Raw genomic sequence first — 25,373 nt, 5'->3', positions numbered from 1 at the left:
CCCCTTAATACGGTGAATCAGCAGGCTTCCCGCCCTTCGGCCAATCATTCACCTTGCCGGGGAAATCCGGCCGCGGCTGAGCGTTGATATATGCGGCGACGTCGTACGCATCATCGTCCGACAGGCTCCAGCCCCAGCCACGCGGCATATTCGACTTGATGAAGGCAGCAGCGACCGTCACCCGCGCCATACCTGCGGCAATGGTGTAGGACTGGGGTCCCCAGACCGGCGGCGCCGCCATCGTCCCTTGGCCATCGGAGCCGTGACAGAAGGCACATTTACCCGCAAACAGGTTCTTCCCATTGCCTGGATCGAGAGGACGCCGTGAGTCGATGCGTTGGAGGCCCCGCCAGGGGATTGTCGCACCGCTCGGGACTCCACGCGAGAGCCAGGTGATATAGGCCACGACGGCCTGCAGTTTGAAACTATCCGGCGGAAGTGCTCGCCCATTCAGGCTCCGCTCGAAACACTCATTAACACGGTCAGCGAGTGTGTTCACTCTCGCGCTGCGGGGTCGGTACTCGGGATAGACTGCGGCCAGACCTACGAATGAGGCGGCGTTCGGATTCAGCCCGGCATCGAGATGACAATTGGTACAGTTCAGGCGGTTGCCGACGTAGGCATCGGCATACTCCTGCGTATTGACGACGATCTGATAGCCCAGCCGGATCTGTTCACCCAACTGAGTGCCCGGGATAGTGTCCGGAGAGGGTGGAGCGAATTCAATCGGGGCACTGCCAGATTGAGCCTCCCGAGACTTCTCAGTCTTAACCTGGGCACTCTCGCTTGAACAGCTGAGGAGCGTAGCCACCCCAAGAATCACCGAGAAGAGCCTCATCATGATAGCTTCGCTTGTGCCAAGACCGTGCCACTAACAAGGACAACCGGCCTATGGCGTAACCTGTCAAATCACAGGATTAGCAGTCAGATTCAGATCGGACTGGAGCTAAAAGCCACAGCGCGGCAGATGTGATTGTTGCAGGATGCCACAGACTTCGTCGGTCCCTCGTGAAGCGTCGTTCGTCCCTCGTTGCTCTGGTTCGTCGCTCATATCTCGTCCCTCGTCGTTTGTAGGTGGAGAATTTCCTAGCTCGCGAGATACGCTTCACGTTTCACGGGTAACGCGAGCGACGCGGCAGTCATGCGATGGAGGCAAGGTGCTTGGGTTATTTCGGCTGGGCTTTCGACGCGGACTCTTCGTTGTACAACTCGACCCGGTTCCGCCCTCTTCGCTTAGCGTCGTACATGGCTTGATCGGCACGAGTAATGAATGTTTCGACCTGGTCGATGTCCGGAGTGAGCATCACGACTCCGATGCTGACCGTTACCGTAGCGACATGGTGATCCCAGACGAATTGATTTTGTGCGATTTTCAGCCTGATGCGTTCGGCAATCTGCAGTGCGCCGGTCTGATCGCACTCCACCAAACCAATCACAAACTCTTCCCCCCCATAACGGCCGATGATATCGGGCGGGCGGATCATTCCCCTGGCCAACTGTGCCACGTGGAGCAACACCTGATCGCCGAACGTATGCCCGTAGCGGTCATTGATCTCTTTGAAGTGGTCCACATCGAGGAACAGCAGCGCGAACTGGTGCCGGTAGCGCCGGCTCCTGTGAAATTCCAAGGCCAGGGCCTCCATGAGTGCGCGCCGGTTATTCACAGAGGTGAGAGAATCCTGTCGGGATAACCCTTCAAGCTGCCGGTGGGCGTCTTTCAGTTGAGAGAGGCTCTCTTCCAGACGCTGCATCGTCGCATGGTAATACGTCTCCACGACGAAGATCTCATCGAGCGTAATGGCCTTGTTCAAGGTAAGGGCCAATGAGGTGAGTCTGCCTGCGTCCCCAGGGTAACGAATCGCAAGCTCTTTCAGAATCAACTCGAAGAGTTTGTGGTAGGCACCCAAGTACCATTTCTGCTTGAGCCCGACCCGTTCGTGCGTGAGCCCGATTCGAAGCCGCCCTTCTGCATACTCGACGTCATCGCCGAGTCGTCCAAGGCTGAGCAGGTAACGACGCTGCGACCCCTTGAGTCGCTCCACGAGCTTCGGGTCGGATAAGATGCCCCTGAGTTCTTCAAATCGGAGCAGGTGGTCGTAGAATTCCCCGATGATCTCGTCGACGTGAGAAGAGACCACGTCGTGGATCTCGACGAGATTTTGCCGGTCTTGTGTGCTGAAGGAGAGAAACGCCCGTCTGGTCTGCAGCTCCTCCTCTGTGATCTGCAGTCGATCGCAGAGACCTCCCGCCGACTGCATGCTTTCTGGGTCAGCCATAAGGATTGCGCGCGCGACAAGCAGGATCCGAAGGTCAAAGTTGTGAAGACTTCAACCTTCGGACCTTGAACACTCGCACCCCGGGTGGCTGGTGCAGTTCTCGTGCCTCTCGTTCCCATTGACGGTTGAGAGGCGCTGTTATCCAGCAGGGTCTTTTACTCTTTTACAATCACACCGCAGGCGATGCGGGGCCCACCAGGCGCATCCTTTGTCACCGGATCCGGCAGATACTTATCGTCGAACTCATGGATAATGAACGCGCTCCCGTCTTTATCGAACAAGGTATTGAGCCCCTCAGATAGAGTCACCCGGCTCGTGATGGTATAGAGTGACCCTTTCCGGTCATTGTCCACGGAGAGATTCTGGAGATCGCCGAGATGGTAAGGATGGTTCGCCAATCCAGGCGTGACATTCGCCTCAGGATTGATTGCCGCATCCACATTCCCGTCAAAGTGCCCTTTGGCTGCCGCAAAGGGCTCGCAGTTGCCGACCTCATGAATGTGTATCCCATGGCGCCCCGGCGTCAATTTGCTTTCCGCCGTGCCCTCGAGCTTCAGCTTGATCCTGACACGTCCCTCAAACTCCTCGTAGAGATGCGCCTCTCCCGTAATGCCTGGTCCTGCGATGATCGCCTTCGCATGCAGAGGCTTCTCGACCTTGCCCTTGTAATAGCAGCCCGACAGCGGCAGTAGCGCTGCCGCCACGAGCGCAGTTCCTACAAACATTCGATTCATGCGGCCTCCTTGGTTATATGATTTTTCGCTCAGACGATCGCCTTCTTGAGAGCAATGCGTCACGATCTTATCGCACGTCGGAGGGTATCCTAGCAGAACGCCAAAATAGTATTCCAGCGATCCTCGTGACGTGAATCGTCACACATCGAAGGCTTCGGAGAAAGATACAGGGATCTTGCGAACAGCGGGCGACAGGCAGTGAAGTGGCCCCGTCGTCCCGCACGATAGGCTTCATGTGCCGGTCGGAAACCCCGCCCCCTTCCAACCGGTCATCCCGCCCACCATGACATGCACCTTGGGGAAACCGGCTTGCATGAGAATCTGCGCGGCCGTGTGCGCGCGGCCCCCGGATTTGCAAACCGTCACGATCTTGAGGCTGCGGTGCGAATCCAACTCGGCCAGTCGATGGGCAAGTGCCGAGCGGAGCATCAACTCGCCACTCAACTCTGATGCTTCGTCAGTGTACAGCACCGGATCCGGCACCGCTCCGTTCAGCCCGCTCGGCTTTCTCGTGCTGCGGTCTCTCCGGGCGCTCCGTGCGGGTCTGTTCACGGGTTCGCTCCCGTGTCCGCTCCTGCTCCTTGAGCTGATCCTTCTCCTTCAGCTGGTCTTTGGTCTGCAGCTTGTCCCTATCCTGTAATTGCTGGTCCGTCTTCAATTGATCGCGGTCGCGATCTTGCGCCGACGCGATAGTCACGATACTACCGACCGGCAACAGCATCGCGGCCGCGACTGCAACGGAAAGAATCATTCCGGACTTCATCTGGCACCTCCTTGTGTCTATGGCCGGAGCGACATTGCTCACGGCAGAAGCAGGCGATCTGCCGGCTTCACTATGTCCGTCATCCGGCCTGACAGGGCATATCTTCTATGAGTCATCGCGCGTGAAATGGATTCAGTCTTGTTCGGGCTTGCTCATTTCTGATCATGACTGTCTCGGATACCTCTCTCATGCTGATAGCTGACGGCTGATCGCTACTTGTCTACTCCGAATCGATACATGTCATGGCAGATCGTGCAGCGCGCCGTCATGCTGGAGAGGCGTTGGAGAATCTGTTGCTGGGTCTCTTTCTGGACAATCGCATCGGCAAGGGCATCCATGTCTTGATGAATCGACATACCCATTTGCTTGAAGGGCAGCGGCAGCTTGGCCATGAGAGCCGGGTTCACGTCCTCCGCCATCCCCATCCCAGCCGAGCGGGCCGCCTGTTCAATCTGCGCGCGATTTACCTCCTGTCCCTGGCCGGCCAAACCTGCGACCACACCGTGGACTGCCTTCAGGAGCATCCGCATCTCGCCCAGGATCAGATCTCGCTCTGCTGGCGCCAGCACGATCTGCATTCTTCCATCTGTGCCCTGCGTCGTCCACCCCTGCACGAAGAACCAGCCAATAACCCCACTCGTCACGATCCACAGCCCTAACATCATCCGGCAGAGCATCGATCTCATCGGAGCCCGCTGCCCATGCCACCGGTTTGCTCAGGAGCCAGGGTTCGAACATAGGCGAGTACATCCCAAATCTCGTCGTCCGTGAGTGCTTCTCTCCAGGCTCCCATTGCCGTATTCTGCTTACCGTCATGCACGCTCTTAAACAACCTCGCATCCAGCTTTCCTTGAACCGCTGGGGACATGAGGTCGGCGACCGGAGGAGTGAACTTCGTCTGCCCCCCTCCCTTGCCATCGACGCCATGACAACGGATGCAGATCGTCGAATAGATGACCCTGCCGCTGAGCACATCACGCTCCGGCTGAGACACGTTTAAGTCCTTTAGGCTCGGCCCCCCGGCGTACCCCAACCCCATGATCCCGGCAAACACCAGTACAGCGACCCCGACAATGACAGCCTTCATCGCATCGCCTCCATAGCTCAATCGTAACGGGCGAGACTGACGGGATCTGCAGGCTGAAGTCCGAAGGCTTAAGGTTCGGATATTCGACCTCTGGCCTTCAGCCTGCACCCCTTCAGCCTCGAGAGTCCCTTGTCTCGCCCCCGTCCTTTGCTCTAATCCAACAGAACACTTTGCGAGTAAGATGCCAGACAGACGTGAAAATCTGTACGGCTAAACCTCCGCACAAACAATGTCTTAGGAAGGAAGATCCAAAGACGCCGCCAACCGATCACAGCAACTGGCGAGAAAGACCCCGCCGCGGACCTGGTCACTGTCGCAAGACGCCACAGCCGGGAGAACGTCAATGGTCGTTCGTCGTCACGAACGACTCAGGTTAATAGGCTGAAGGCTTTTAGCGTTTGGCCTGACTAGCTGAGCAGCGACCATTCGGCAATCGACTCATCCATCGACAATAATGAGCTGGGACAAGCTCCGCTTCAGACCAGCTCCTGTTCCTCTTTTTGTTCCTAATCAGTCGCTGATCCATGACCTCTTAGAAAAAGCCGCCTCCAGAGCGGCGTAACGGTCGTTTTGGTCTGTCTCGTCTATCCAGTCTATCTGGTCTCTCTGGTGGGGGTTCCGGTCTGGTCAACAAGACAGACCAGACTCACCAGCCTCGATGACAAAAAAGTACCGGGAGTCTTTTCTCGCCGCACGGCCCACCGTTCATCCGTCTTCTCCCTTGAGGACGGCCCAGATGGGCTCCCCCTGCGCGTGTCCAACGAAGGCTACATCCTCACATGCATTTAGCAAGACGGCTGGTGTGGTCTCCATTGCGCGCATCGAGCGACCACAGTCCATCCACCTTCTCCTTTGAGGGCAGACTAGATTGGTCTCCCACTGCGCGTGTCCAACGAGGGTCTTCCGAGACCGCGCGTTGCACGAGCACAGGAGATCATCTAGTCTACCCTCTCCTATTCCTTCCACGCTCGTTCATTCTCTCTTTAGGGATGGGGGCTGATTGATATTCCACCGCGCGCGTCCATGACGAAGATCGAGGCCGATGGTTCCGGATGAAGGGACACGGGAGAAAAACTGCTGAGGACAGGCAGGTCTGCTCATGCCTTGAATCCGATGCGGAGGGACTTTGATGTCGGCGGCTCCATGAGCTGACGGATAGCATCAAATAGCGATCGAATCTGTCCATCATGCCCTCCCACTTTCCGTTCAAGCTGCTCCAACTTCATCGCCAAGGTCTTATGGCTTGCTGCAAACTCTCGCAGCTTCACAGAGGCCCTCATAATCGCGATATTCACATGAATGGCCCGTTTGCTTCGGAGAACACTGGAGAGCATGGCAATCCCTTGTTCCGTAAAGGCCCTTGGGAGCTTCCTGGTCCCTCCCCAACTTGATGTTCAAAATTGGAACTTCAAGTCGTTGAACTCCGCACGTGTCAACTGCAGCATGAAATCATCGGGGAATCTGTCCAGATTCCTGGATACCGACTTATTGAGATCCCTGGTTGAGACGCCATACATTGCAGCCAAGTCTCTATCAAGAATGATCTTGTGGCCGCGAAGCAAGAGAATGGTTTGCTCTATTCGTTCGCTCGGAAATACCGCACTCATTACTCTCTCCTATTCTCGGGGAAACTCTTCTCTCGCCGCGTAGAGATACCCTGTTCAAGGCATGAAATCAAACGAACGAGTTTCCGAAATGGTTGTATTTACACAGTATTGGGGTAGGAAGCTGAGATTCAAGGAGTGGCGAATGAAAAGGGGAAAAGAACGAATGACCTCCGGCACATATACCTATCTATCCCATACTTTCTTTCAAGGGTGGCTTGGTCGATCCTCGATTGCGTGCGTCGATCGAGGCCTCTCTGATTCCTCGATTTTCCAGAAGGAGTAGGCAGATTGTTCTTCACTGCGCGCATCCGACTTTTTATACCTCTCGATAAGGGAGTGGCCAAGGCTGCCCTTTACTGGGCGCATCGAACGAGCACGCAATATGATGCTCCCTCCAAGCTCGCTCGTATACGTTGTTCTAGGGTGGCCCGGATGAGTCCCCCACTGCGCGCGTCCAACGAGGGGAGTCCGCGACCGCGCGTTGCGCGAGCACAGGGGACTCACCGGGCCATCCCTCCCTTCCCTGCTACCGGATGGTCGGCTCCAAACTCACTTTGGCCTTCATGGAATTGGAAATCAGGCAGTTCGCCTCGGCCTTCTCGATCAGCTCCTTCGCTTTAGCCGCATCGGCATTCGCCTGGAGCGTAATGGTCGGCTTCAACGTAATAGCCGTGAACTGAAACTTCCCATCGACCAATTCCAGCTTCCCTTCGGCCTGACTCTCGTATGAGGTAAAGGCCAGGCCTGCCCGCTCCGCCACCGCCAGAAACGTCGTCATCAAACAGATATCGGCGGATGCAACGAAGAGATCCTCCGGCGACCAGATACCTTCGTGTCCCTTGAACTCCGGCGGCGTGGCAACCTGGATATCCGGCTTACCGGCACAGGAGATGACTCCCTTGCGTTGCTCCGTCCATTTGATTGCAGTGTGATATGTGTAGACCTTGCTGCGAACGTCCATCTTCGTCTCCTTTCTGTTCCCCTCACGCCTTCCGTTTCACGGTTTATGCCTTGTGCCTCACGGCTTTATATATGACCGTCCCCGCTCATGCAATTCCATCAGGCGAACCACCGCCGGCCTCGTGCGATCCACCTGATCGATCAAATCGGCCCGCGTGAGAACCGGTTTGTTGCTCTGATTCATCCGGTTCATCCGATCAGTCTACTCCAGTCAAATAAACGAGATAAACCATACACTCCCCCAGGGGGGAAGATTTCTCGCAGGGAAAGAGGTATTCTGCGTCGGCGATTCAAGCAGTTTCTGAACAAGGCATGATTACAGAAGCTGATACCTGCCGGAAGTATGTCCTCCCCAAACTCATCCAGTCTGGATGGGATAACGATCCGCTTTCGTTCACCGAGCAGAAAACCTTTACTGATGGCCGTATTGTGCTCATCGGTGAAAAAGTCCGGCGACGCCCGCAAAAACGCGCAGACTATCTGCTCCGCTACACCAGAGATCTTCTGATCAGCGTAGTGGAAGCGAAGGCCGCCTACAAGTCCGCGGCGGATGGGTTGCAACAGGCGAAAGACTACGCCACGGTCCTTGGCCTTAAATTCGCCTACTCGACAAATGGGCACGGTATCGTCGAATTCGACTTTTTAACGGGTCAAGAACGAACGCGTGAAACGTTTCCCACGCCAACGGAACTCTGGGCAAGGCTTCGAGCTGGCGAGCAACTAAATGACGACACCTCTGCCGATCGTCTACTAACGCCATACAACCATCTTTCCGGCAAGAGCCCACGCTACTACCAGGAGATCGCCATCAATCGAACCGTCCAGTCGATCCTGCAAGGGAAGCGCCGCATTCTCCTGACGATGGCGACTGGCACGGGCAAGACAGTGGTGGCATTTCAGATTTGCTGGAAGCTCTGGCAGGCACGATGGAATCGCCCAGGCGAATACCGACGTCCGAAGATTCTCTATCTGGCCGATCGAAACATCCTGATTGACGATCCGAAAGATAAAATCTTCACACCGTTCGGCGATGCGCGCTGGAAGATCGAGAACGGCGAGATCAACAAAGGCCGCGAGATGTATTTCGCCATCTATCAAGCCATTGCCAAGGACGAACGACGGCCTGGGCTCTACAAAGAATACTCCCGTGACTTCTTCGACCTCATCATTGTCGATGAGTGCCATCGTGGCAGTGCAAAGGACGAGAGCAACTGGCGGGAGATCCTCGACTACTTTGAACCGGCCTATCAGCTCAGCATGACGGCCACGCCGTTACGTGAAGATAATCGGGACACCTACGCGTACTTCGGCAATCCCATCTATACCTATAGTCTTCGGCAAGGAATTGAAGATGGATTTCTCGCACCCTACCGGGTGCATCGCGTGGTGAGTACCTGGGATGCCGCAGGTTGGAGGCCTAGCAAGGACGATCGTGATCGATATGGCCGGGCGATTCCAGACGACGAATATCACACCAAAGGCTTTGAGCGAGTCGTAGCCCGGCGCGCCCGCACGCAGGCGATTGCGCTGCATCTGACGGAGTTTCTGAAAAAGACCGATCGCTACGCCAAGACCATCGTCTTTTGCGTCGATCAAGAGCATACAGCCGACATGCGGCAGGCTTTGACCAATCTTAATGCTGATCTCGCACAGCAGTATGCCGACTATGCCTGTCGAGTCACGGCGGAGGAAGGGGATATTGGGCGCGGGCACCTGGGGCGCTTTCAGGAACTCGAAACCACAACGCCGGTCATTCTCACGACATCGCAGCTGCTCACAACCGGCGTGGATGCGCCCACCTGCAAGAACATCGTGCTCGCGCGGGTGGTGAATTCCATGACTGAGTTCAAGCAGATGATCGGCCGGGGAACGCGAGTCCGTGACGACTACGGGAAGCTCTACTTCAACATTCTTGACTACACGGGCTCGGCCACCAGATTATTTGCCGATCCGGACTTCGACGGCGATCCAGTCCTTATCACGCAAGAAGAAATGACCGAAACGGGTGAACCAAAAGAATACAAGATCGTCGAAGAACAGCCTGTGATGGCGGAAAAGGAAGAGGAATTTCAAATCTCAGATGACAGAGAAGGGGAGCGGCGGAAATTTTACTTCGATGGCGGCCAGGTCGAGATTGTCGCGCACATCGTCCATGAACTCGATCCGGATGGAAAACAGTTGCGCGTGGTCAAGTTCACCGACTACACGGCGGAAAAGGTCCGCACGCTCTATCGGACGGCATCGGAACTCCGAGCCCAATGGGCGGACCCGGAACAGCGTGCCGAGATTATTCAGCGATTGGCTGATCGAGGCATCGACTTTGACGATCTGGCAAAGGCCGGCAGCCAGCCGGACGCCGATCCGTTCGATTTGCTCTGCCATGTCGCCTTCAACGCACCCCTGCGGACTAGACGAGAGCGAGCGGACCGGCTGAAGAGAGAGAAGAAGGACTTTTTTGACCAATATGAGCCGCAGGCGAAAGTGATTCTAGCTGAGCTATTGGAAAAATATGCGGAATACGGCACCGCGCAGTTTGTCATTCCCGATGTGCTGAAAGTGCCGCCGATCTCCAAGCGAGGCAATGTCATGGAGATCGCCGGATTCTTCGGTGGACCAGACCAGCTCCGTATGGGGGTTCATCAATTGCAAACATTGCTGTACGCGGCATAGCGAGACACATCGCAAATAGCAAATCTCAGATTTCAGAGGTACAATCCGCCTCCGTTATCTGAGATCTGCCATGTGAGATCTGCGATCTGAGATCTGAGATTCACCAAAGGTGACCATGAAGTACAAATCCTTCGAAGACCTTCCCGTCTGGCAAGCTGCCATTGAATTGGCTCGTCACACCTACGCTTTCACCGAGCAACAAGCCTTTCGCGGGCATGCAGGCCTGCGCGACCAACTGGAACGGGCCGCCCTCTCTATTTCTAACAACATCGCCGAAGGCTTCGAACGCGGCAGCACGAACGAACTGCTCGCCTTCCTCTATATCGCCCGCGGCTCCGCCGGCGAAGTCCGTTCCATGCTCTGCCTCTTAGAGCGCGTCCCCGCTTTCTCCCCTCTGAAATCTGAAATTTGCAATTTGAGATCGGCTGCCGCTGGTATATCGCGGCAGCTCTACGGCTGGATCGAGCAACTCAAGAACTCCGACATCACCGGCCAGCGGCATCTGAACGATACAGCCCGGTCTCGAACCGTTGCGCAGAAGGACCAAGCAGCCTTCCTTGAAGAACTCGACCACCTCCGCAAATCCGAGACGAAGTAATCTGAAATCTGAGATTTCTTTTTGAGATTTGAAATTTGAGATCTAAAACATGAAATCGAAGCCTCCTCTGCAGTCCAGCACCTTGCAGTCTCTCCGAGTCCGAAACGATCAAGTGCAGGAGCCACTCTTTGAACTATGCCATTTGAGATTTGCGATTCCTCTATGAGATCTGAAATATGAAATCTAAGGTTCCCTTGACCACCGCTCAGCAGCTCGGCTCACTGATCAAATCCGCGCGCGACTGATATGAAGCTCGCGGGCAAACGCTTCCGTCCCGCCATTGAATCACCCTACCGCTGGCGCGACTGGGCTGCCAAGCCCGACGGCATCACTGGCGACGAGTTGATCAAGTTCGTGAACAACGACGAAGCCATCGGCCCAGACGGGGAAAAAGGGCCCGGCCTCTTCGCCTACCTCCGTAGCCTGCAAGGGGCCAACGGTGGCGACCGCCGCGACGTGATCGCCACCGTCTTCCGCGGCACCGTCAACCGCATGATCAACGGCTACCTCCTGCGCGATGTCGTGAACAAAGTCCACGGCATCCACTTTTCCTCCAGCGACGAAATCCACACCCTCGGCCATCTCTACGAGTCCATGCTCAAAGAAATGCGCGACGCCGCCGGCGACTCGGGCGAGTTCTACACCCCGCGCGCCGTCGTCCGCTTCATGGTCGCCGTGACCGATCCCAGGTTAGGGGGAACCCTCCTCGACCCAGCCTGCGGAACCGGCGGCTTCCTCGTCGAAGCCTTCTCGCATTTGGAGAAGCAGTGCAAGACCGTCCAGCATCGGGAAATCCTCCAGACCAGAAGCCTTATCGGCGGGGAGGCTAAATCGCTTCCCTATCTGCTCGCCCAGATGAATCTATTGCTTCATGGCCTTGAAACCCCGCAGATTGATCCGCTCAACAGCCTACGCTTTCCCTTGAAAGAAATCGGCGACAAAGACCGGGGCGATATCATCTTGACCAATCCGCCCTTCGGCGGCGAAGAAGAGCGTGGCATCCTCTCCAATTTTCCCGAAGACAAGCAGACTTCCGAGACTGCACTGCTCTTTCTCCAGCTCATCATGCGCAAGCTCCGCCGCCCGGGCGCGCACCCAGGGATGGGCAATCTCAAATCTCAGATCTCAAAGGGCGGTCGGGCTGGCGTCGTTGTTCCGAACGGTACCCTCTTCGGCGACGGCGTCTGCGCCCGCATCAAGGAAGAACTGCTGAAGGATTTCAATCTTCACACGATTGTCCGTTTACCCAACGGCGTCTTTGCTCCCTACACAGGCATTCCGACCAATCTCATGTTCTTCGACCGCTCCGGCCCCACGAAAGACGTCTGGTACTACGAGCAGCCGCTCCCCGAAGGCCGGAAAAACTACACCAAGACCCAGCCGATTCAATTCGACGAATTCGCCGACTGCATCGCCTGGTGGAATAAACGGAAGGAGAACGACCGAGCCTGGAAAGTCCCCGCCGCCGACATTCTCAAGAACAGCTGCAACCTCGACATCAAGAATCCGCGCAGCAAAGTCGATTTCGAACATTTGCCTCCAGAAGTCCTTGCGGAGGACATCCTCCGCAAGGAAGAGAAGATCTGCGACCTCATATCTCAGATAAAGAAGTTACTCGGAGAAGGCCGATGAGTAAGTGGTCGATGGTTTCACTGGGAAGGGTGGCTTCGCCAGTCGAGCGTCCGGAAGTGCCCGTTCCGGGGAAACCATACAGACAGGTAGGCGTCAGATTGTGGGGTGAGGGAGCTTATGAGCGAGAATTGCTCGATGGGAGTGAGACGAAATACAAAACGCTGTCGCGTGTCGAGGCTGATGACATTGTAGTGAACAAGATTTGGGCAAGAAACGGAAGTGTCGCCGTGGTACCAGACAAGTTGGCAGGTTGTTATGTTTCCGGTGAATTTCCCACCTTCAAGCCGACAGCAGAGCGGTTAGAGCCTCTTTGGTTTCACTGGCTAACGAAAACTCCCACGTTCTGGGAGCAATGCGATGAGAAGTCTCGTGGCACAAGCGGCAAGAACCGGATTCGGCCTGAGCGGTTCTTGGAAATCGAAATCCCTCTCCCCCCACTTCCGGAGCAGCGACGGATCGTGGCGCGGATCGAATCCCTTACTGAGAAGGTACAAAATGCACAAGGACTGCGGCAAGAGTTGTTTGATGAACGAGATTCATTAGTCGGCGCTGTCCTTAACAGATTCTTGGGAAATCCCTACACAGGAGAGCGTGGGAAGCTACAAATAGCTGATTGGTGCAAGCTAACTGATGTTGTCACGGATGTAGCCGATGGGCCGCATATTACTCCGCGCTATGTTGACGGAGGAGTGCCGTTCATCACAGTTCTTAACATAACTTCTGGGCGAATCAGCTTCAGAGACCATAAATACATAACTCCTGAGGATCACAAACTATACCAAAAGAGAGCTCGCGCAGATAAGGGGGACGTACTGATCAGTAAGGACGGCACAATAGGTGTCCCTTGCTTTGTAGATACCGACCGCGAGTTTAGTTTCTTCGTTTCGGTCGCTCTTGTTAAGCCAAAAGCAAATGTGCTGGACGGAGAATTTCTCACGTGGGTGCTGAGGGCGCCTTATCTTCAAGAGAGAATGAAATCTCAGTCTCGTGGTGACATGATCAGGCACCTAGTATTGCGAGAGATCCGGGAACTTACGGTGCCGTTACCATCCATTCATGAACAGCGCCGTATTGTCGCCTACCTCGACGGCTTGCAGGCCAAGGTGGATGAGCTGAAACAGCTGCAAGCCGAGACCGCCGACGAACTCGCCGCGCTCCTGCCCTCCATCCTCGACAAAGCCTTCAAAGGCGAGCTGTAACTGACATGCCGGGCGATGGCCCCATGTTCGATCGCTACATCGGCATCGACTATTCCGGCGCAGAGACTCCCACGGCGAGTTTGAAGGGATTGCGTGTCTATGCTGCGGGCTGTGAAATGCCGCCGGTCGAGGTGCCTCCGCCGCCGAGTCCGAGAAAGTATTGGACCAGACGGGGCATTGGCGAATGGCTGGTCGAACGGCTTGCTGAACCAACAAGGACATTGGTTGGCATCGATCATGGTTTTTCGTTTCCGATCCAGTATTTCAAGCGACATGGGCTACCGCTCGATTGGCCGGCGTTTCTCAAAGATTTCCACCGACACTGGCCGACTGATCAGGATCATATGTATGTAGATTTTGTTCGGGAGGGCCATTATGGAAATGGCGCGGCTCGCTCCGGCAATCCCCGTTGGCTGCGGTTAAGTGAGCAACGTACTCGAACGGCCAAGTCGGTCTTTCGTTTCGACGTGCAGGGATCGGTGGCGAAGTCCACGCATTCCGGCCTTCCCTGGCTTCTGTTTATTCGCCGCCGGGTCGGAGCACGGGTCCATTTCTGGCCGTTCGACGGCTGGGAGGTGCCGGATGGATTGTCGGTTGTGGCCGAGGTCTATCCGTCACTATGGAGTCGAAGCTTTCCCTCTGAAGGTCGCACAGCCGATCAGCACGACGCCTATTCTGTCGCCGCCTGGATGCGAAACACAGATCGCGATGGCGGCCTTGCTGAATTCTTCCATCCAAAGCTGACGCTGGATGAACGTGCGCGGGCTCAGATCGAAGGATGGATTCTCGGGGTCCCCTAACGTTATTTGGTCAGATCGGTCGAAGGAACCGTTACTTCCTCTTCAGGGATGGAGGCTGATTGATCTTCTACTGCTCGTGTCCATTTGTACTCTCCACTCCCTTTCAATACCCAGCTAAGCAAGGGAGTGAGGACCTTTTGACTGCGGCCGTCGAACGAGCACATTCCGATCGTGCGCGTTCCAGGAGCAAAAAAAGGTCCTCACTCCCTTGCGTCACTCCTTCTGAAGCCGCGCGTTGCGCGAGCACCGAAGACCATCAGGCTTCATCCCTTCCGAGGTTCCGAGGGCACAGAACCACCGTGGGTGGCAGTTCCACGTCAAAAGACCACATGCCGATAAAAGACTTTCTTCGCCACTTCAGCCGCCACGACATACCCCACGACGATACCCAGCAAGGCTGCCAGGAACAGAGGCGGCAACGGCACGAACCCCAGCGGCCCGCGCAGTGGCGTATAGGGCAACAGAAGCGTCAGTCCTACGACCGAAAGCGTCGCAACCAACAGGCCACGGCTCGGTCGGCTTTGAGTAAACGGCCGACGACTTCGAACGACCAGGACAATGATCGAGGCGGAGATCACCGACTCCACAAACCATCCGGTTCTGAATTCCTCGACACCAGCTTGAAAGACCAAGAGCAGTACACCAAACGTCATATAGTCAAATATGGAACTCACCAACCCGAACGTGAGCATGAATTTTCGAATGAAGGCGATGTTCCACCGCCTGGGCCGATCGATCAGCTCCTCATCCACGCGATCGCCGGCGATGGTCATTTCCGGAATGTCGGTGAGGAGATTGGTCAACAATATTTGTTTGGGCAGCAGTGGCAGAAAAGACAGAAAGAGCGACGCCCCTGCCATGCTGAACATGTTGCCGAAGTTCGCGCTGGTCGCCATAAAGACATACTTCAACGTGTTGGCGAACGTCCGCCGCCCTTCCTGCACTCCCTCGACAAGGATGCCAAGATCCTTTTCCAGCAACACGATATCCGCCGCTTCTTTCGCCACGTCTACCGCGCTCTCGACGGACACGCCGACGTCCGCCGCGTGCAATGCCGAAGCGTCATTGATGCCGTCGCCCCCATAGCCTACGACGTGGCCTGCCTTTTTCAACGCCAGGATGATCCGTTCCTTCTGATTCGGCTCGACCTCGGCAAAGACATGGACATCATTCACGCGTGACACCAACGCTTCTTCGCTCATCTGCCGCAAATCCCCACCGGTCAACAGATTCCCATTCGACAGGCCGATCGTCTGTCCGACGTGGGCTGCAACGAGACGATTGTCGCCGGTCACAATCTTCAAGGTGACGCCTACCCTCTTGAGGCGGCCAATCGTCTCCACGACATCGGCCTTTACGGGATCTTCGAACAGCAGGAATCCCAGGAACGTCATGCCAGCCTCATCGTCTTTAGTGATGCCCACTTTCGCACCCATCTCGCGAGAAGCAAGCCCGAGCACCCGCCATCCCAGGCCGGCCCACTGAGCCATCTGCAATTCGATGGCGTCGCGCACGGCAGCCAACTCAACCAGGGTCCCATCTGCAGACTCGGCGCTTGAACAGACCGCCAGGACATTCGCCAGGGCCCCCTTGGTGACCAACAGATGGCTGGTCGGCGTCGCGACTAACACGGACAACCGTTTGCGGACGAAGTCGTAGGGTTCCTCATCCAGCTTCCGATAGGAAGAGAGGTCGAACGAACGAGCGGCACGGATCGCTTCGTCGATCGGATTGAGAAATCCGGTCTCGAAACTCGCATTGAGCCAGCCATGGAAGAGCACCCGTTCGCTCGAGCTGCCTGCGATATTGCAGGCAGACTTCAGCCGGACGAGCCCTTCGGTCAGTGTCCCTGTCTTGTCAGAGCAAAAGACTGTCATGCTCCCGAAGTTTTCGATCGAGGCCAATCGCTTCACAATCACTTTCCGCCGGGCCATGCGCTTGGCCCCATGGGCGAGATTGATACTGATGATAGCCGGCAGCAGCTGCGGGGTGAGGCCGACCGCAAGGGCGAGAGAGAACAGAAAGGCTTCGAGCACAGGCCTGGCCAGATACACATTGACTGCGAAGATGGAGACGACCAGCACAATGGTCACTTCCAACAGTAGATATCCGAATTGCCTGATGCCTCGTTCGAACTCCGTCTCGGGTGGCCTGAGTTGTAAGCGACCTGAGACCTTCCCGAATTCCGCCTCCGACCCGATGTGCACCACGACCGCCGTCCCGGTTCCACTCACGACATGGGTCCCGAGAAAGAGGCTGTTCGTCCGTCGGCCCAAGGGCATGTCGGCCGGCAGGATGCCGCAGTTTTTTTCTACCGGATAGGTTTCGCCCGTGAGCGTCGCCTCATCCACGAACAGATCTTTGGATTCAAGCAGGAGACAATCGCCGGGAACCGTATCGCCCGCTCTGAGCAGGACGACATCGCCCGGCACGACCTCATCGACCGGCACAGAGGCCTGGCTTCCGTCCCGCCACACATCCGCTTTGACCTGCACGATCGCCAGCAGGTTGGTCACCGCTCGATTCGCGCTCCGTTCCTGCCAGAATCCGAGCAGGCCGCTGACGAGCACGATGATGAGAATGATCGCCGTATCGGTCCGATCCGCCAAAAAGAAGGCCAGCCCTGCGGCTGCCAGGAGGATGAGGATGATCGGGCTGGTGAATTGCCGGGCCAGTAGCTCGTAGGTGGACAGACGGCTCTTCGGTTTTAAGAGAAGGTGTGCACCGCGCAGGTGACGCCGCAGCGCTTCATCAGCCGAGAGGCCGTTGGAGCTTGAATCGAGCCTCTTGAGTGCCTCAGCCGAGGAGCTGCTCCAAAAGCTCCACGCATGAGACATCGAAAATCCTCCCGAAGGCTGAGCAGATACTCGCGCTTATCCCTTCCTGCTCCATCGCCGGTTGCGAATGTTCGGCAGGCCATCGCCATGCTCTACGATGTATCGCTTATGTCTGATCAGTGTCTCCACGATTGTTCGCTTGGCATGGGCGGCGCGGGATCCCACCTGGGGCCTGTTAGCAGATCCGAGGCAGTTGCTCTCCCGATAACAGATCGAGAATACGGTGCGTGCCCAGCAGGGTCTGCAACGCTACCAGCGGTGGATTCTCCGCTGTCACTCTGCCGATCCGGACCGCCTGGTGCGCCACGGAATGCCGACGCATGATCGTCAGCGCGCTCTCGACATCCGATTCTGGAACCATTGCGACGAAACGCCCCTCATTCGCCACATACAGAGGATCGAGCCCCATTAGCTCACAGGCGCCGCGCACGGTTTCGAGGACCGGAATGACCGCCTCGTCGCTGACCATGCCGACCTTCGCCGCAACGGCAATTTCATTGAGCGCGCTGGCGAGCCCACCGCGCGTGAGGTCGCGCAGGCAATGGATCTCGATGCCGCTGTCAACCAGCTCGCCGACGACTTGGTGCAAGGGCGCTGAGTCGCTTTCCACATTGCCGGTAAAGGCGACGCCTTCGCGCACACTGAGGACCGCGATACCGTGACAGCCAAGATCGCCGCTGAGCAGAATGGCATCCCCCGGCCGGACCAACTCAGGCAGCACACGGACGCCCGCCGGCACCAGCCCGACCCCCGCCGTGTTGACGAAGATGCCGTCGCCCTTGCCACGATCCACCACCTTGGTGTCCCCGGTCACGATGGGCACACCAGCCGCTTGTGCGGCCTTCGCCATCGATTCCACGACTCGACGGAGCGTCTCTAAATTCAATCCTTCTTCCAGAATGAATCCCGCGCTGAGACATAGGGGCTTCGCCCCGCACATAGCCAGATCGTTGACCGTGCCGTGCACCGCCAGGCTTCCGATGTCGCCGCCGGGAAAGAATAGGGGGTGCACCACGTAGGAATCGGTCGTGAACGCGAGCGTGCCTTTCTCGTTCGGGAACGTCGCGCCGTCATGCAGGTGGGCCAACATTGGATTGTCGAACGCGCGAAGAAAGACGTCTCGAATCAACTCCTGCATGAGGCGCCCGCCGCCGCCATGGGCGAGCTGCACGGTCTGTTTTCCCGAGGCCGGCAACGGACAGGCCGGCTCATAGGATTTGTTCTCGGTCATGATTAATCTCTCGTATCTCGTGAAGCGTCGTTCGTATCTCGTGCTTGCGAGAGAGGCAAGGCCTGCGCGAAAGGCGGGACTCGTCTCGACAATCTCCTCAACCCGCCGCGCTTTTCGCGCGACTCCCGCCAGTCTCGCGAGATACGCTTCACGTTTCACGTTTCACATGGCTGCGATAGCGGTAGTAGGCGGCGCAGGCGCCCTCACTCGATACCATGGGCGCCCCCAAGGGTTGTTCCGGCGTGCAACGCGTGGCGAAGGCCGGACAGTCCGGCGGTTTGATCAAGCCCTGCAATACCAGCCCGCTCCGACAATCCGGATCTTCCACCCCTACTGAACCGGCTTGGGAAAGCGCCTCACGAAATCGAACCGCCGCATCGTAGGCTGCATAGGCCGGCCTGAGCTGTAGACCACTCCGCGCGATCTCGCCGATGCCGCGCCAGGTGCGCGGCGCCGGTTCGAAGACCTCCTCGACGACGGCTCGCGCCTGCCGATTCCCTTCCCGGCGGACGGATCGCACATACTGGTTCTCGACCTCGGCTCGCCCCTCCTCCAATTGGGTGACGAGGAGCCCGATGCCTTCCAGGATATCGAGCGGCTCGAATCCGGCCACGACGATCGGAACTCGATAGCGTGCTGCGAGCGCTTCGTAGTCTTCGTAGCCGACCACCGTACAGACATGGCCCGCAGCGAGAAAACCTTGGACCCGATTCTGAGGCGACGACAGGATCGCCTCCATTGCCGGCGGCACCAGCACATGGGCGACCAGCAGGCTGAAGTTCGTCAGTCCCGACTCTTTCGCTTGGATCACAGCCATGGCCCAGGCCGGCGCGGTCGTCTCGAACCCCACGGCAAAACAGACAACCTCGCGAGCCGGGTTGGCGCGGGCCAGGGTCATTGCATCGAGCGGCGAATAGACGATCCGAACATCCCCACCCGCCGCTTTCACACCGAACAAGTCCCCTCGCGACCCGGGCACACGCAGCATGTCTCCAAACGAGCAGAAGATGACATGCGGCAGCGATGCGAGTTGGAGCGCTTGGTCGATGAGGCCGACCGGCGTAACGCACACAGGACAGCCGGGCCCATGCACGACCGTCAGGCTCGTCGGTAACAAGGCATCGAGACCGAACCGCACAATGGCATGGGTCTGCCCACCGCAGACTTCCATGATCGTCCAAGGCCGGTGCACGGTATGCGTGATGCGCTCCGCTAACCTCGTCGCAAGGGTACGGTCCCGATATTCGTCAACGTATTTCATGACGGCCCCGGCGCTTCTCGCCGATCTAATTGCGCCATCAATTCGAGCGAGCGTAGCGCTGCCTTTTCGTCCAACTTGCTGATGGCAAAACCGACATGGACGATGACATAGTCGCCCACTCCTGCATCCGGGACCAGGGCCAGAGAGATATCCTTGGTTACTCCGCCGAACGATACAGTCCCGGTGCGGAGTTGGTCGTCAGTGATGCTGAGAACCTGTCCTGGAACCGCGAGACACATCGTTCCTCCCACCTTTTATCTAGAGGGGCCATCAGCATGGTGTGCCGCGACCACAGCTTGCCCTAAGGACAACCCACCATCATTCGGTGGAGCGAGACAATGGCTATAGACCGTGAAGCCGGCCTCTGCCAACCGGTGCTGTGCCAATCGCAGCAGGTAGGCATTCTGAAAACAGCCTCCGGTCAGAATCACACGCTCCAGCCCTGCTTCCCGCGCGACGCGCAGCATCACCTCGACTATCCCGGCGTGAAACCGCGCCGCAATTAACTCGGCACTGCTTCCCACACGAAGATCATCCACGATGGCGCTCACCATAGGCCGCCAATCGACGACCCAGCCCTTCGCAGTAGAAGGACCCGGGCGCAAGTCCATTGAATATCCTGCTGCTGGGTCTCCCCCGCTCTGCCGGGCCCGCTCTGCTGCGAACTCGACTGCCATGGCAGCTTGTCCTTCGAATGATGCACTATGGCACAGGCCTGTGAGCGACGCCACTCCGTCGAACAGCCGGCCCATACTCGTCGTCCATGGTGATGCGACCCCGGTTCTGAGCAACATCGCGAGTTGGACCTGCTGATCGTGCGGCGGTTTCCAACGAGGAAGCCGGTGCGCCAGCATCTCCTCTCCCATGATGTCCCACAGCAGGGCCGCAGCCGTGCGTATCGGCTCTCGCATCGCGGCTTCTCCGCCCGGCAACCGGAACGGTCGGAGGTGCGCGAACCGGGTGAACCCCTCATAGCTCGCAATGAGAAATTCCCCACCCCAAATCTGGCCATCCAACCCGTAACCGGCTCCATCCCACGCGATGCCGAGCACCTCGCCGTCGATCCCATGTTCCGCCATACAGGAAGCGACGTGCGCATGGTGATGCTGCACGGGAACGAGCGGCACGGACAGAGCAGCCGCCAACTCGCGCGCGAAGACCGACGAACGATAATCGGGGTGCCGATCGCAGGCAATGGTCTGAGGTGCGACCTGGAGCAGCCGCTGGAGATCATCCACAACTTGTCGAAAGGCCAGGACGGCTTCCACCGTAGACAAATCACCGACGTGTTGGCTCATCACAACGCGATCACCGCACAGCATGGCTACAGTGTTCTTGAGATGCCCGCCCACGGCAAGGACCGGATCGCTCGTTCTTCCCTGACGCATATTCTCGCCTAAGCGGATCGCTTGAGGCACGAAGCCTCGCGCCCGCCGCAGCAGCACCACATTCATCTTGGGCTTAGACTTCGGCTCAGGCCCACCGGGAAACACCCGTATCACCGAGTCGTCTACCGGCCTGGCAATCGGCCGGTTATGCACGAGAAACGCGTCCGCGATCCCCTTCAGCCGAATGAGCGCCTCTCGCTCATCGATCACAATCGGTTCCTCGGACCGATTACCGCTCGTGGCCACCACCGGCCGTTGCAGGTCCTCCATCAACAGATAATGCAACGGCGTGGCCGGCAACATCGCGCCGATGTAGGGATTCCCCGGGGAGACTGCTTCGGCCAGATCCGCCTCTTGGCGTTTCCTCACCAACACAATCGGCGCTTGCGGCGAACGAAGAAATGTTTCCTCTTCCGGCGACAACACACAGGAGGCTCGGACCGATTCTACAGAAGGAAACAACAGGGCAAACGGCTTGTCCGGCCTCCGTTTTCGAGAGCGTAGGCGCTGTACGGCTTCCCCCGGGCCCGCATCGACCCAGAGCTGAAACCCGCCTAGGCCTTTGACCGCGACAATGAATCCCTCACGGATCAAGGCCGCCGCCTGACGCAAGGCTTCGTCGCCGCCGGCGACATCGCGCCCCTCTTCATCCCACAAGATCACGTGTGGTCCGCAGGCCGGGCATGCGATCGGCTCAGCGTGAAAGCGCCGATCCGTTTCGTCTTCGTACTCGGTTCGACAAGCGGAGCAGAGTCCAAATCCCGCCATGGTCGTATTGGGCCGGTCGTAAGGAATCGCTGTGAGCAGGCTGAAACGAGGTCCGCATTGCGTGCAAGTGAGGAAGGGATAGCGAAACCGGCGGTCGGTTGGATCCGCAAGTTCGCGGCGGCAGTCGAGGCACGTCGCCAGATCCGGTGGAATGACGAGGGTCCGCTGACCGGAACCGGTGCTGGTGCAGATCGAAAAAGATATGCCGCCTTGTGCCGGAATAACGGCTGTCATCAGAGTCTCGACTCGTGCGGAGGCCGGTGCGTCGGTCTCCAGCCGATGGAGAAACGTCTCAACGGCGCCGGCCTCCCCTTCCACTTCAATCAACAGACCGTCGCTCTTGTTGCTGATCCATCCGGCCAGCTCCAGTTCTCGTGCCAGCCGGTACACAAACGGGCGGAACCCGACGCCTTGCACAGTCCCGTCCACTTCAACGCGAAGGCGATGAGCAATGCTGTCCCTCATTCTTCCACCACGACCTCCTGTACCATCACTTCCGGCACCCCTTCTCCCGCGATCATGAGTGCTCCGCAGGTTGGACAGATCACATCTTGTCCCGCACCCGTCGCTCGTATCTCGCAATGTGGGCACCAGGCTTCACCGGATGCCGTGATAATTTCGAGCGCGGCTCCTTGGGCCACTGTACCGCAGGCGGCCAGCGCAAAGGCCGCGTGAAGAGTGGAGGGATCCGCCAGCAGATGCGACAGCGCGCTTACTTTAAGTCTTACCACCGTCGGTTTGGCCCCCGGCGCCCTCTCCAGCCCGGTCTCGACGGCTTTGACAACCTGCGCCATCAGATGTAATTCGTGCACGTTAGCGCCTCGCTCTCCCGGAGAATTCGTTCGACGACCTCGTCCAACGCCTGAGCCACCTGTGGCGACAGAGGCTGCCCGGCTCCTGTGTCACCGGCTTCAATCCCGAACACGATGACGACCGGCGGAAGAGTGCCCAACGTCCGTGCAAGCTCCAACGCGTCCAGCGCGCCGATGGCATGACTGGAACGGGGAAACACAAGGGAACTGACCGGACTGTCCGAGGCATTGAAGCGGTGGATCGTCCCCGGAGCCTGCCCGCTGCGCGCGGCATCGATCAGTATCGCGATGCGCGCTCCCTTCATCAACTCCATGATCTCCACGCCGGCCATTTCCGCTTCGATCACCTCCACCCGGTCATCCACTCGCGCGCGAAGCCGGCGAGCAGCAAGAAGGCCGACCGCATCGTCGCCTTTGAATGCATTACCGAGACCGATGATTCGAACTGCAGCCATGGTCTGTTTGGTTCTTATTCGCGTTCAATTTCCAATCGCAAGAAATGCGTGGCGCAAGAAATACAAGGATCGTAGCACCGGATTACCCGTTCGCAGGCGAGCGCCGCTTCCTTGTCGGGAAGGTTCAACAGGCGAGGCATGAACAGGCGAAGATCCTGTTCGATTCGACCCTGGTTCTGCGAGGTCGGTGGAACAATCTTGGCTTCGCGGATGATCCCGTCCGCATCCACCCTGTACCGATGGTAGAGGATACCGCGTGGCGCTTCGGTGCAGGCTGTCCCGCTGCCCGGTCGAACGACGACCGCCACGGAGGGCGAGGGTGGCGGGTCGTACAGTTCGATCAGCCGCAACGATTCCTCCAACGCGTAAAGAATTTCCACCGAGCGGGCAATGATCCCGTGAAAGGGATTGCGCAGGGGCAGCGTCAGTCCGGTGCCGGCCAGGATCTGCCTGGCCAGCGGCGAGAGATGATCGTGGTTGAAGTTCAGACGTGCCAGCGGCCCGACGAGATAGGGCGATCCATGCAGCGTACAGTGGAGGGCATTGGAATAGGATACCTGCTGTTCGGCAAAATGCCGCTCGAACTCGGTCGCTGAGATTTGCAGACCGTTGCTGGAGACGATCTGCCCTTCGTTGAAGGGATACTCGCCGGAAGCACGGAGCGCGACGAACAGGGAATCGGGCAGAAAATCAGGATACTCAAAGCCCGCCACCCAGCGGACCGTCGCAACCGCCGCATCGCGCGCCCACAGCAGTTCGTCTTTGAGACCCTCCAACTCGCGTCGCCGCGGCACCCGCGAAAACCCGCCGACCTTCACCGAGACGGGATGCACGGAACGGCCACCCAGCAACGTCATGATGGCATTGCCCGCTTTTTTGAGCCGCAGACCACGGGTGACCATATCCGCGTGGTCCTTCGCCATCGCGATGCCGCTGTCATAGCCGAGGAAATCCGGCGCCTGCAGCATATAGACGTGCAACGCGTGGCTCTCGATCCATTCGCCGCAGTAGATCAGTCTTCGCAGGTCCCGCAACGAGCCGGTCACCTCGACGCCGAAGATCTGCTCCAACGCATGGACCGCGCTCATCTGGTAGGCGACCGGACAGATGCCACAGATCCGCGCCACAATGTCCGTCACCTCGTCGTAGTGCCTGCCTTGCAAGAACGCCTCAAAGAACCGCGGCGGTTCAAAGATCCTCAGCTCCACGTCCTGCACGAGACCGTCCGTCACCGTGACGCGCAACGCTCCTTCACCCTCCACCCTGGCGATGGTATTGATCGCAATCGTTCTGGCCTTGTGTTTCTCTTCAGCCATCCCCTTCACTCCTCACACGTCACGCTTCAAGTCGCACCGGGACGGGCACCCTCCTCAGCCCAGAGGCGACGGAGGGAGCCGGCCCCCTACTCGTCACGGCCTAGACGTTCCCACACCTGGCTCTCCTCCCGGAATGGTTTGACGGAGCCGTTGATCCCACGAAACCGCCGCAGCACTTCGACTGGAATGAGCTGAAGCCCATGATGAAACTGCTTCGCGAGCGAGGCTGTATTCGGGGGGACCCCCGGCCCCAGGACGGAACCCTCTGCCGGCCCGAAGCAGCCGTAACAGTCCCGCCCCATGCCCGGACAAATCGCCCCGCAGCCAGTGCGCGTAACAGGCCCCAGGCAAGGAATTCCCTTCGCGACCATCACGCAGACGATCCCGCGTCGTTTGCAGTCTACACAGACCGGATGAGAGGGCAGCCTCGATTGCACACCGGCTGACAAATCGGTGAGCAGTCTCAATAGTTGCCCCCTATCGATCGGACAGCCCCAGAGCTCGAAGTCCACGCGCACATGTTCCGAGATCGGCGTCGAAGCGGTGAGGCTCTCGATGTACTGCGGATTGGGATAGACCACGCGCTTGAAGGCCTCGACGTCGGCCCAGTTGCGCAACGCTTGAATCCCCCCGGCCGTGGCGCAGGCCCCGATCGTGATCAGGACCTTGGCCTGCTCCCGCACGGACAGGATCCGATGCGTATCCTCAGGCGTGGTGATCGAACCTTCGACCAGCGCGATGTCATATGGACCTGCTCTCATATCGCTCGAAGCTTCCGGAAAGTAGGAGATGTCCAGGACCTGTCCCAAGGTGAGCAGGTCATCTTCCAGATTCAAGATGCTGAGCTGACAGCCGTCGCAGGAGGTGAACTTGAATATACCCAATCGGGGCCGAACAGGCGTCGTGGTTTCTTTCTGCCTTTCCATATGTCTCGCTCGTCCAGACCTTCTCGTGAGGCGTCAGGAGTTAGGCGTCATTT

The 25,373-nt window shown here is 58.0% G+C and carries 22 protein-coding genes and 1 pseudogene; 5 read left to right on the top strand and 18 right to left on the bottom strand.

Features of this window, described 5'->3' with window-relative positions; genetic code table 11:
• Positions 1 to 4 precede the first annotated feature (4 nt).
• The 9 genes and pseudogenes from HZB34_04210 to HZB34_04170 all read right to left on the bottom strand — a co-directional run bounded on the left by HZB34_04210 (position 5) and on the right by HZB34_04170 (position 7,428).
• Positions 5 to 841, bottom strand: a complete 837-nt coding sequence (locus tag HZB34_04210; protein MBI5315152.1) for a c-type cytochrome — start codon at positions 839 to 841, stop codon at positions 5 to 7.
• 325 nt (positions 842 to 1,166) lie between these two features.
• The gene (locus HZB34_04205) at positions 1,167 to 2,276 is read right to left on the bottom strand and encodes a diguanylate cyclase (protein ID MBI5315151.1); all 1,110 of its coding nucleotides are present in this window, start codon (positions 2,274 to 2,276) and stop codon (positions 1,167 to 1,169) included.
• 155 nt (positions 2,277 to 2,431) lie between these two features.
• A complete protein-coding gene (locus HZB34_04200) occupies positions 2,432 to 3,001 on the bottom strand; it encodes a superoxide dismutase family protein (protein ID MBI5315150.1) in 570 nt (189 codons plus the stop codon).
• A 240-nt stretch (positions 3,002 to 3,241) separates the two neighbouring features.
• Complete coding sequence (locus tag HZB34_04195) at positions 3,242 to 3,481, bottom strand: rhodanese-like domain-containing protein (GenBank protein ID MBI5315149.1); 240 nt, start codon at positions 3,479 to 3,481, stop codon at positions 3,242 to 3,244.
• Positions 3,468 to 3,773 carry a hypothetical protein gene (locus HZB34_04190; GenBank protein ID MBI5315148.1) on the bottom strand — a complete coding sequence of 102 codons (306 nt, stop codon included), beginning with the start codon at positions 3,771 to 3,773 and terminating at the stop codon, positions 3,468 to 3,470. The genes HZB34_04195 and HZB34_04190 overlap by 14 nt, the downstream gene beginning before the upstream one ends.
• Before the next feature lie 212 nt (positions 3,774 to 3,985).
• Positions 3,986 to 4,450 (bottom strand): cytochrome c, encoded by a 465-nt coding sequence (locus tag HZB34_04185; protein ID MBI5315147.1) that lies wholly within the window; start codon positions 4,448 to 4,450, stop codon positions 3,986 to 3,988.
• A gap of 5 nt (positions 4,451 to 4,455) precedes the next feature.
• Entirely contained in the window at positions 4,456 to 4,860 is a 405-nt protein-coding gene (locus tag HZB34_04180) for a cytochrome c (protein ID MBI5315146.1), read from the bottom strand.
• A 1,097-nt stretch (positions 4,861 to 5,957) separates the two neighbouring features.
• Positions 5,958 to 6,467, bottom strand: a pseudogene (locus HZB34_04175) (ORF6N domain-containing protein).
• Between the two features lie 526 nt (positions 6,468 to 6,993).
• On the bottom strand, positions 6,994 to 7,428 hold the full coding sequence (locus tag HZB34_04170; GenBank protein ID MBI5315145.1) for an OsmC family protein: 435 nt from the start codon (positions 7,426 to 7,428) through the stop codon (positions 6,994 to 6,996).
• A gap of 311 nt (positions 7,429 to 7,739) precedes the next feature.
• Between HZB34_04170 and HZB34_04165 the strand changes: the two genes are divergently transcribed.
• From HZB34_04165 to HZB34_04145, 5 genes are all read left to right on the top strand, one after another.
• Entirely contained in the window at positions 7,740 to 10,097 is a 2,358-nt protein-coding gene (locus HZB34_04165; GenBank protein MBI5315144.1) for a DEAD/DEAH box helicase family protein, read from the top strand.
• Between the two features lie 115 nt (positions 10,098 to 10,212).
• Entirely contained in the window at positions 10,213 to 10,695 is a 483-nt protein-coding gene (locus HZB34_04160) for a four helix bundle protein (GenBank protein ID MBI5315143.1), read from the top strand.
• Positions 10,696 to 10,941: 246 nt separating this feature from the next.
• Positions 10,942 to 12,327: an N-6 DNA methylase gene (locus HZB34_04155; protein ID MBI5315142.1), complete on the top strand. Its 1,386-nt coding sequence runs from the start codon at positions 10,942 to 10,944 to the stop codon at positions 12,325 to 12,327.
• Complete coding sequence (locus HZB34_04150) at positions 12,324 to 13,526, top strand: restriction endonuclease subunit S (protein ID MBI5315141.1); 1,203 nt, start codon at positions 12,324 to 12,326, stop codon at positions 13,524 to 13,526. The genes HZB34_04155 and HZB34_04150 overlap by 4 nt, the downstream gene beginning before the upstream one ends.
• 5 nt (positions 13,527 to 13,531) lie before the next feature.
• Complete coding sequence (locus HZB34_04145) at positions 13,532 to 14,326, top strand: hypothetical protein (protein MBI5315140.1); 795 nt, start codon at positions 13,532 to 13,534, stop codon at positions 14,324 to 14,326.
• A gap of 317 nt (positions 14,327 to 14,643) precedes the next feature.
• Here the strand turns inward: HZB34_04145 and mgtA are convergent, their stop codons facing one another.
• The 9 genes from mgtA to HZB34_04100 form a co-directional block, all read right to left on the bottom strand.
• Positions 14,644 to 17,163 (bottom strand): magnesium-translocating P-type ATPase, encoded by a 2,520-nt coding sequence (gene mgtA, locus HZB34_04140; protein ID MBI5315139.1) that lies wholly within the window; start codon positions 17,161 to 17,163, stop codon positions 14,644 to 14,646.
• 175 nt (positions 17,164 to 17,338) lie between these two features.
• A complete protein-coding gene (hypE, locus tag HZB34_04135) occupies positions 17,339 to 18,394 on the bottom strand; it encodes a hydrogenase expression/formation protein HypE (protein ID MBI5315138.1) in 1,056 nt (351 codons plus the stop codon).
• Between the two features lie 148 nt (positions 18,395 to 18,542).
• The gene (gene hypD, locus HZB34_04130; GenBank protein MBI5315137.1) at positions 18,543 to 19,655 is read right to left on the bottom strand and encodes a hydrogenase formation protein HypD; all 1,113 of its coding nucleotides are present in this window, start codon (positions 19,653 to 19,655) and stop codon (positions 18,543 to 18,545) included.
• Positions 19,652 to 19,894: a HypC/HybG/HupF family hydrogenase formation chaperone gene (locus HZB34_04125; GenBank protein ID MBI5315136.1), complete on the bottom strand. Its 243-nt coding sequence runs from the start codon at positions 19,892 to 19,894 to the stop codon at positions 19,652 to 19,654. The genes hypD and HZB34_04125 overlap by 4 nt, the downstream gene beginning before the upstream one ends.
• Positions 19,895 to 19,909: 15 nt before the next feature.
• Entirely contained in the window at positions 19,910 to 22,276 is a 2,367-nt protein-coding gene (gene hypF, locus HZB34_04120) for a carbamoyltransferase HypF (protein MBI5315135.1), read from the bottom strand.
• On the bottom strand, positions 22,273 to 22,623 hold the full coding sequence (locus HZB34_04115; protein ID MBI5315134.1) for a hydrogenase maturation nickel metallochaperone HypA: 351 nt from the start codon (positions 22,621 to 22,623) through the stop codon (positions 22,273 to 22,275). Before HZB34_04115 ends, hypF begins: the two co-directional genes overlap by 4 nt.
• On the bottom strand, positions 22,605 to 23,078 hold the full coding sequence (locus tag HZB34_04110; protein MBI5315133.1) for a hydrogenase maturation protease: 474 nt from the start codon (positions 23,076 to 23,078) through the stop codon (positions 22,605 to 22,607). The genes HZB34_04115 and HZB34_04110 overlap by 19 nt, the downstream gene beginning before the upstream one ends.
• Before the next feature lie 14 nt (positions 23,079 to 23,092).
• Complete coding sequence (locus tag HZB34_04105) at positions 23,093 to 24,394, bottom strand: Ni/Fe hydrogenase subunit alpha (GenBank protein ID MBI5315132.1); 1,302 nt, start codon at positions 24,392 to 24,394, stop codon at positions 23,093 to 23,095.
• Between the two features lie 86 nt (positions 24,395 to 24,480).
• Positions 24,481 to 25,320, bottom strand: coding sequence for a sulfhydrogenase subunit delta (locus HZB34_04100; protein MBI5315131.1), 840 nt, complete (start codon positions 25,318 to 25,320; stop codon positions 24,481 to 24,483).
• Positions 25,321 to 25,373 lie beyond the last annotated feature (53 nt).

Source organism: Nitrospirota bacterium, assembly GCA_016219645.1.
GTDB lineage: Bacteria > Nitrospirota > Nitrospiria > Nitrospirales > Nitrospiraceae > Palsa-1315.
The sequence above is the reverse complement of the archived record's forward strand: the minus strand, read 5'-3'. Positions and strand labels throughout refer to the sequence as shown.